The sequence below is a fragment of the Streptomyces sp. NPDC001156 genome (assembly GCF_053598275.1).
Window position 1 is genome coordinate 1 of the sequence record NZ_JBSFJX010000290.1, and the last position, 8156, is coordinate 8156.

The 8156-nt window shown below is 70.5% G+C and carries 5 protein-coding genes and 1 pseudogene; 2 read left to right on the top strand and 4 right to left on the bottom strand.

The features are described from left to right. Nucleotides 1-91: 91 nt before the first annotated feature. From ACWDA7_RS47760 to ACWDA7_RS47775, 4 genes are all read right to left on the bottom strand, one after another. Nucleotides 92-3565, bottom strand: a complete 3474-nt coding sequence (locus ACWDA7_RS47760; RefSeq protein WP_450613826.1) for a phosphodiester glycosidase family protein — start codon at nucleotides 3563-3565, stop codon at nucleotides 92-94. Nucleotides 3566-3754: 189 nt separating this feature from the next. Next, nucleotides 3755-4699 (bottom strand): LLM class flavin-dependent oxidoreductase, encoded by a 945-nt coding sequence (locus ACWDA7_RS47765; RefSeq protein WP_450613828.1) that lies wholly within the window; start codon nucleotides 4697-4699, stop codon nucleotides 3755-3757. Between the two features lie 474 nt (nucleotides 4700-5173). Further along, the gene (locus tag ACWDA7_RS47770; RefSeq protein WP_450613830.1) at nucleotides 5174-6526 is read right to left on the bottom strand and encodes an APC family permease; all 1353 of its coding nucleotides are present in this window, start codon (nucleotides 6524-6526) and stop codon (nucleotides 5174-5176) included. Next, nucleotides 6523-6783, bottom strand: coding sequence for a hypothetical protein (locus tag ACWDA7_RS47775; RefSeq protein ID WP_450613832.1), 261 nt, complete (start codon nucleotides 6781-6783; stop codon nucleotides 6523-6525). The genes ACWDA7_RS47770 and ACWDA7_RS47775 overlap by 4 nt, the downstream gene beginning before the upstream one ends. A gap of 108 nt (nucleotides 6784-6891) precedes the next feature. On the opposite strand from ACWDA7_RS47775, the gene ACWDA7_RS47780 reads away from it, so the two are divergent. Both ACWDA7_RS47780 and ACWDA7_RS47785 read left to right on the top strand, forming a co-directional pair. Next, the gene (locus ACWDA7_RS47780) at nucleotides 6892-7881 is read left to right on the top strand and encodes a helix-turn-helix transcriptional regulator (protein WP_450613834.1); all 990 of its coding nucleotides are present in this window, start codon (nucleotides 6892-6894) and stop codon (nucleotides 7879-7881) included. Nucleotides 7882-8052: 171 nt separating this feature from the next. Beyond that, nucleotides 8053-8156: pseudogene (locus ACWDA7_RS47785) on the top strand (RNA-guided endonuclease TnpB family protein); the annotation flags it as partial.

Consider the following 8156-nt stretch of genomic DNA (forward strand, 5'->3'; position numbering starts at 1 on the left):
GAACAGCCGCCCCAGTAGGGAACGCCCCACCCACAGGCGTGGCACTCCCGAACAGGAACTGGTCGGACGGCATCCCATTACGGGATGACTCTTAGGCGAGCGTGACGGTCGCCGAGGCCGTCTGGCCGCCCGAGGCGACTGTGAGGGTGATCGTCCCGGGCCGCACCGCGGTCAGCGTGCCGGACGTCAGGTCGAGCACGGCCAGGGTCCTCGGCCTCCCTTCGGCGTGCTTCGCCTCGGAGGCCGAGTCCACGACGACGAGCCCGGAGTCGCCGCCCCAGGTGACCGTCGCGGGGAAGCGCAGCGGGAACCTGAGGCCGAATTCGCTCGTGATGCCCGTCGCGGACACCGTCGCCGAGTGGTCCACCGCGACCTGGTCGGGGGCCGACAGCTCGATCTTGTCGATCAGCGGCCGGCTCTCCGCCTGCAGCCAGTCCCGGGTTTCCGGGCTCGGTTGCCCGGCCTTCACCCGAGCGGGCCGCCGGTCGACCCCGACGTGCATCCAGCCGAAGAACCCGCCCTGGTCGGGCGAGCTGTACGGCGTCTTGCCCACAGCCGGAGTGGTGACCTCGAGCACACCGTCGGCGCGGGTCACCGACGCGGTGTGCGCGTGACCGGTGAACAGCGCGATCGGCTTGCCGGAGTTCTCCCGGAAGTCCGCCAGCCAGCGCTTGAGGAGGTCCGCCTCGAGCTGGTCGGACAGCTGTGAGGCCGCGGCGCCGGACGGGTCGTGCAGGGGGTGGTGGAACGAGACCACGACGCCGGTGACCGAGGAGTCCTTCGCCGCCTTCGCCAACTCGGACTGCAGCAGCGGAACCTGGTCCCAGTCCGACGTCCGCATGTCGCCGGTGTGGGAGTCCAGCAGGATGAAGCGGGTGCCCTTGTGGTCGAAGACCATCCGGTTGGGACGGCCGGTCGCGGTGAGGAACGCCTCGAGCCCGCCGGTCGCCGACAGGCCGGCCTCGTGGTTGCCCGGCGTCCAGTAGACCGGCAGGTCGCTCGGTACGTGGTCGCGCAGCAGTCCGTTGGCGAGCTCGAAGTCGGCGAGGGTGTTGTTGTCGACGAAGTCGCCGTTGATGAGGATGAAGTCGGGCTTGCCGGCGACGGCCTGGTCCAGCGCGATGGCGGCCTGCCGTCCCGAGAAGGAGTTCAGGCCGGCGGCCGCGCTGATGTGGAGGTCGGACAGAACGGCGAACGTCCACCGGTCCTCAGGAACGCCGCCCTGCTCGACCACGTAGGGGTCCGGCTGCGGCGGCTCACTGGTGTCGCCCTGCTGCCCGACCTGTGCGGCGAGCGCGTCGAACTCCAGTTGGCCGGCGTTCTTGTTGGTCTGCGACGTCTCGGCGGTGTAGACACGCTGCAGCGTGATGGGCTCCGAGAAGCCGGCGGGTATGTCGCCGACGACCCGGCGCCAGCCCGTCCAGTCGACGGTGAGAGCGAAGGTGAACGGCACGTTGGTGGTGCCCTGCGAGGACATCATGGCGCGCAGCCAGTGCTTCTGGCCGTCGCCGTTGACCCACAGCGCGAGCTTCTTCGCCCCTGTGGGCAGGGTGATCGGACCGGCGCCGGCCACCGCGTAGGCCGCAGAGGTGCTGGACTGCCCGGTGAAGTCGTAGGTGAGCCGCAGGGCGTGGTTGTCCGCGGCGGCGCCGGGTCGGTCCGGGGCAGCGACGAAGGCGACCGACGCGGTACCCCGGGCGGAGGCCGCTGTCCAGCGTTCGGCCGGCTCGAACTCGGCCAGCGAGACATCGATCAGACCCACTGTCACCGGAAGCTTGGCCGTCACCCCCTCCACCGTCGCCGTGAGGGTCACCGCCTTGCCGCCCGCGTTCGAACCGCCGGTGATGGCGAGGCTTCCGTCTGACTCGGCCGTCACCGTGATCACGGACTTGTCGTAGTCGAGCGTCACATCGCGCGGTGCCACCGGTGCGTCGAATCCGTCGGCGTCGTACCCGGTGAGTCTGACGTGCGCCGTCGCGTCCGGGTCGATGGTGATCGCACGCTGGGAGAAGGCCAACCGGTGCAGATCGCCGACGACGCGCAGCTCGTGCTCGCCGTCCGCGGACCCGGAACGGGCGCGCAGCGTCCCGGATCCCGGCCGCTTGGCGCGGAAGACTCCGTCTCGCGCCCTGCCGAGCGAGCCCGGCTCGGCAGTCCACTTGACCGGCTGCTTGCCGACCGCGACGGGCGCCCACGTCTCGTCGTAGCCGGCGACCGCAACGTCAAGGGTGAGACCGGGAACCACTCGGTCGGCCTGGGGGCGCACGTCAAGTCCCCGCAGGGTGCCCGAGCCCTGCGGCGCGAACAGGCCGACGCCGTTCGGCACCGGCCGCTCGTTCCCGTCCGACGGAGTGTTGATGACGCCCGCCCCGGCGTCGCCGGGCCGTCGAGCGACCAGTTCGGTGGAGCCGCCGCCGTCGAGCATGAACGCCTCGGTGGCGCCGAGGCGCACCATGAGCTTGGCCATGTCGTCGAAGCTGAGGCCGGGGGAGAAGTTCGCCGAGCCGTCGACCGCGACCAGCAGAAGCCTGTGCCCGCCGTCCAGCCAGCCGATGGCCGTGCGGGGCTTGGGCGCGTCGTTGCCCGTGCTCGGCGGAAAGTCGATCGCGGCACCGTTGCGGACCAGCACCGACCCGCTGCCGAGCGCCATGCGCAGCTCGGCGGTCGTGTCGCTCTGCGGCTGGAACCCGACGGTGACGGTGTCACCCAGCCGGGCGGTGGCCAGCTGGCCGGAGGCGGCGCCGCGACCGAGGACGATCAGACCGCCGTCCGGTACGGCCGTATCGGTGATCTTGCTGTTGACCGCGGTGATCTTGCCGCTCTCGACGACGAGTTCGGTGTAGGGGCCCGCATCGTGGATGAGCGTGCGGTCGCCCGGCCCCCACGGCGGGGTGAACACGGCGATGCCGTCGGCCGGCACGGTGGACGAGTTGAGCGCGGCGAGCGGCCGCTGGGTGCCGGCCACGGTGACCGTACCGGTGAGCATGAGATCGGCGAGCCGGGCGACCCGGTCCGTGCCGATCGCCGCGACGGTCGACGACTGGTTCGTGCCCTTGCGGAGCTCGCCGCCCTTGATCTCCGGCCCCTCGGCCGCATTGGTCTCGGTGATGTTGAAGTAGTCACCGTTGACGGCGGCGACCGCATGCTGGGCGCCGGCCGCCTGCGACAGCGGCCGCGCCTCGCTCACCTTGTCGGCGATCAGGTTTACGCCGACCGACTCGTCGGCCAGGTCGGCGTTGAGTACATGGACCCGCATCCAACCGGTACGGCCGAAGGTGTCGAAGGAGGTGAGGACGATCCCGGGTGCCACGGGGCAGTCCACCCGATCGGCCTCGACCGACTCCCCGGGTATGGTCGTCTGGTATGTCGGAACTGCGTATCCGAATCGCTTGTTCGACGCCGCGACGGGGGAAGCGGGGGCGCCCCCGAGCTGCTCGGGTCTGCTCTCCTGGCCGGTACTGGCGGTTGCGACGCCGCTGCCGGTCGCGGCGAGCCCGGCGGCGACAGCGCCGACGATGAGCCCGCGTCGCGTCATGCCTGCGGCGCTGTTGTGACGGTTGTCCATGATCCGAGACGCTATTCACGCCGGTGAACGGCGAGATGAACGACGAGGTATGGCTGGACGTCGTCTTGGAATGCGCCCACGCCTGGGCAACAGAAACCTGTCAGTGGCCGCTCGGGTATTCTTCGGCGCGGCCACCAGGCGGGCCTACGCGTTGCCGTAGGCGGCCCACCCGGTGTCGATCCCTTTGCCTCAGCCGGGACCGTGGCCGGACGCAGCAAGCTCCGGGATGACCTCAGCGGCCAGCCGTTCGAGGTGTTCGGCGGGGTCGAAAAGCGGCGTGAACAAGATGAGTTCCGCGCCGGCAGCGACGACGTTACGCAACTGGCGTGCACATTCCCCTGGCGTTCCGGCGATCGCGGCGGCCTCGATGTCAGGTGACTGCTTCATGTAGAGCGCGGCCAGCGCAGCGTTGATCCGGTTGCGGGCCCGCTGCGCATCGTCGTCCAGCGCGATGTAGATACGCTTGGCGATACGGAAGTCATCTGTCGGCCTGCCGGACTCGGCCAGGGCCTGCCGTACGATCTCGACCTGGTCGGCGAACTTCGCAGTCTGGACCTGTCCCGCACCGAAGAAGCCGCTGAACAGGCCACTCGTCACGGCGCGTCGCAACGCGATGCGCCCGCTCCCGCCGAACCACACCGGCGGGGAGGGCTTCTGGAACGGTTTCGGTTCCATGCCGGCGTCGGTCAACTGCCAGAACTCGCCGGAGAAGTCGACGCGGTCGTCGCGCCACAGCCGGGTCATCAGCTCGACGCCCTCCCAGAAGCGCGCGATGTAGCGCTCCTGGTCGACACCGAAAGCCGCGAACGGCCGTTGCTTGCCGCCCGTACCGAAGCCGACCTCGATCCTGCCTCGGCTGATCTGGTCCAGCGAACTGATGCTCTTGGCCAAGTGCACCGGACTGTGCAGCGTGGACACGAAGACCACGCATCCGAGACGCAGCCGCTCCGTGCAGGCAGCGGCGTAGGTCATGGTCTCCATCGGTCCGAGCTGCGGACTGAAACCCAGTGTCTGCTCCTGCGTCCAGGCGCTGTCGAAGCCCAACTGCTCGACCCGTGTGAGATAGGTGCGGAACGCGGCGGGATCGAACTCACCATCCGCGTGGAACTGTGGGATCGAGATCGCGAATTGCACAGGCACAACCTATTTCTCGTCATCGACGGCGCGCCGTAGCGCCACACTGCTCGTCGTCGCGGCCGCATGCGTCCTGTTCCACCCCGCGACGCTCCAGGCGGCGGTCTCCAGGGGAGGGGTGTGCCGGTGCGGTGGCCATGCGGTGCGGCCCGACCGGCCCCTCGGCTGTCCCTGCACGTCTGAAGACGCTTGTGTCGGCCGGGTGCTGGAGACCCGCACCTACCAGGAGTCGGGCAGCCGGCCCCGCGACGCCTGCGACCTCACCGTCGCCGGCCGCGACCTGCGTCTCGTCCTCGCAGCGGTGGGGAGACACGCACATGCCGCGCCCGGCAGGCCCCTGCGCTCTGCGCCGCACCGCCTCCACCGGGCAGCCCGTCGATGTCGCCTTCGTCAACGACCAAGGCGACATCGTTCCGCCCCTGACGTCGCCTTCCTCGTCGACACCCCTGCCGCTCAGCAGTGCGCCCCACCTGATCAGCGCTCGCCGGGAACATCACCCGCCTGCCGCGGGGTCATGCGTCCCTGTCCTGGTCCTCCCGCCTTGCGACCGTCGGCACGGGCGCGTCGGCGCAGGTAACACAGCGCGCTCACGGTGACGACCAGCGGCCAGAGCAGGTACCAGCCGGTCATGACGAGGAGCGCGGAGACAGCGACGAGGGCAAGGAAAGCGGTACGGCGGGCCAGGCTGCCGCGCGGCAGGAGCCGTAGGGCCGCGGCCGTTCCCAACGCGTACACGGTCACGAATGATCCGGTCGTGAGAAGCACGAGTGGGCTGGGGCCGACGCCTGCGGCTGTCGTGGTGACGAGGGCGAGGCCGGACAGCGCAGTGACGACGGCCAGGCTGCGTCGTGGCACCTCGCCGACACTGGCGCCTCGGGCCAGCCAGCCGGGCAGCGCGCCGTCACGGCCGAGCGCTGCACCGAGTCTGGCGGCGCCGGCGAAATAGGCGTTCATCGTGCCGAGGGTCAGCAGGACTGCGGCGCCAGCGGCGAGGACCCGGACGGTGCCACCGATGCCGAGGGCGAGCAGCTCGGCGAGCGGGGCGTCCGTCGTCCCGGCGGCCGGGCCGAGCACCATCACGCCGGCGGTGGCGACCGCGAGATAGAGAACGCCGACGACCACGACCGCGATGCCGGTGGCTCGGGGCAGGTCCCGCGCCGGATGGCGGAAGTCCCCGGCGAGGTGGGTGATCGCTTCCCAGCCTGCGAAGCTCCAGACCAACAAGGCAGCCGCCGGACCGATCGCCAGCCAGCCGTGCGGCGCGAACGGCCGCAGGTTGGCGAGGCGGGCGTGAGGCAGTGCCGCAAGCACGGCGGCCAGCAACAGCGTGACGAGGAGCACGGCGAGCACGAGCTGGAGTCGGCCGGAGACGGTCACCCCGAACCAGTTGGCCGTGGCGACCACGATCACCAGTGCCACCACCGTTGCCGTCGCCGTCCGCTGACCGCCACCGAGGGCGCTCGTCACGTACGCGCCGGCGAACATGCCCGCCGCCGGAGCCCCCGCCGGTACGGCGAAGTAGAAGCACCAGCCGACCGCCGCCGCGGCCCGTGCCCCGAAGGCATGCCGGACGTAGGTGGAGACTCCGCCGCCGTCCGGGTATCGCGCCCCGAGCGCCGAGAACGTGGCGGCGAGGGGCACCGACACCACTACGAGCGCGACCCAGGCAAGCAAGGACGCCGGCCCGGCAGCCCGAGCGGCGAGCGCGGGGAGAGCGATCACGCCCGTACCGAGGACGGCGCCGATATACAGCGCGGCTCCCTGCCAGACGGTCAACCGCCCGACCGGCTGAGCCGAGACTTCGCGCGTGGCCAGTCCGTCGGTCATGCGGCAACCTGACCGTTGCGGCGGAAGCCCGCCAGCGCGTGCGTCATGCCGATGACTCCCTTGGTGGGTATGGCGATGTCGCCGAGCGCGGCGGCCGCGTCGAACAGGGCGCCGTGACAGGGCGCGGTGCCCGGAAACCCATCCCACGCAGTGCTTCCAGTCGACGGCGCGACGAGCGGCCGGTCCGCGACACCGCGGGTGCCCACGGGGAAGCCGGGGTCGCCGGTGCCGGTTCTGCGGCGAAACGAGGAGTGCATGCGTCCTTGCCCTCTGCTGTCTCTCGTGTGCTGAACGTGCGGTCCGGCGGGAAACCTAGCCCGACATCCCTGACACCTGGTGTCAGGGGATTGCGGCAGACTCGCCTCATGCGTGCGAGCCGATTGCTGTCCGTCCTGTTGCTGCTCCAGGACCGCGGGCGCATGACCGCCCAGCAGCTGGCCGACGAGCTGGAGGTGTCCGTCCGCACCGTGTACCGGGACATGGAGGCGCTCGCCGCGGCCGGAGTCCCGCTCTACGCCGACCCAGGGCACGACGGCGGCTACCGGCTGGTGCATGGGTACCGGACACGGCTGACCGGACTGACGCACGAAGAGGCGGAGGCGCTGTCCCTCGCGGGACTGCCCGGACCGGCCGCCGACCTCGGCCTGGGCAGTGTGCTCGCCACCGCCCAGCTCAAGCTGATGGCCGCGCTGCCCCACGAACTGCGCGACCGGACCGGCGTGTTGCGGCAGCGGTTCCACTTGGACACCGCGGGCTGGTACGACCGAACGGAGCCCACTCCTCACCTGGCTGCCGTGGTCGACGCGGTATGGCACCAGCAGCCCATCCGGATCCGCTACCGCCGCTGGAAAGCTCCCCAGGAGGTGACCCGGACGCTGGAGCCCTACGGGCTGGTGCTCAAAGCCGGCCGCTGGTACCTGGTAGCAAGCCATTCGGATTCCGTCCGCACCTACCGCATCTCCCAGATCCTGCGGATCCGGATACTGGATGACCACTTCGACCGGCCCCATGACTTCGACCTGGCCGCGCACTGGGGGGCGTATCTCGAGGAGTTCGACGCACGCCGCTACCAGGGCGAAGCAGTCCTGCGGTTGTCACCGCACATCATGGAACAGCTGCCCGACTTCATGGAACCGGCGGTGGTGCGCGTTGCCCACGACACCGCCGGACCACCAGGTCCCGACGGCCGAGTTCAGGTGGCCATCCCGATCGAGTCCGTGGAGCACGCCGCGGGCATGCTGCTGCGCCTCGGGACGGAGGCCGAGGTCTTGGCCCCCACAGAGCTGAGGGCACTGATCGCAAGGACCGTTGCCGGGCTGGCCCACGTATACGGAGTATCGCCCGGCCCGGCATGACAGGCGGGACCGAAGGCGGCCCCATCGCCGGCAGACCGGGTCCCGCACGGAGCGACGGCGCGGACAGGGGGCCGTACCGAACCCAGTGGCGGTGTCGGACGGTTCGCGTCGCCGGATCCCGGCGCGCTTGGCGCAAGGACCCGCGACGACCGGGAAGCCGGCCGAACTTGCGTGCTCGGGGTGGACTGGGGTGTGAAGGAGACCGCCACCACCACCGATGACGCCTATGACCTTCCGCATGGCGAGTATGGCAAGCGGGCCGCGCAGCGGCTGGC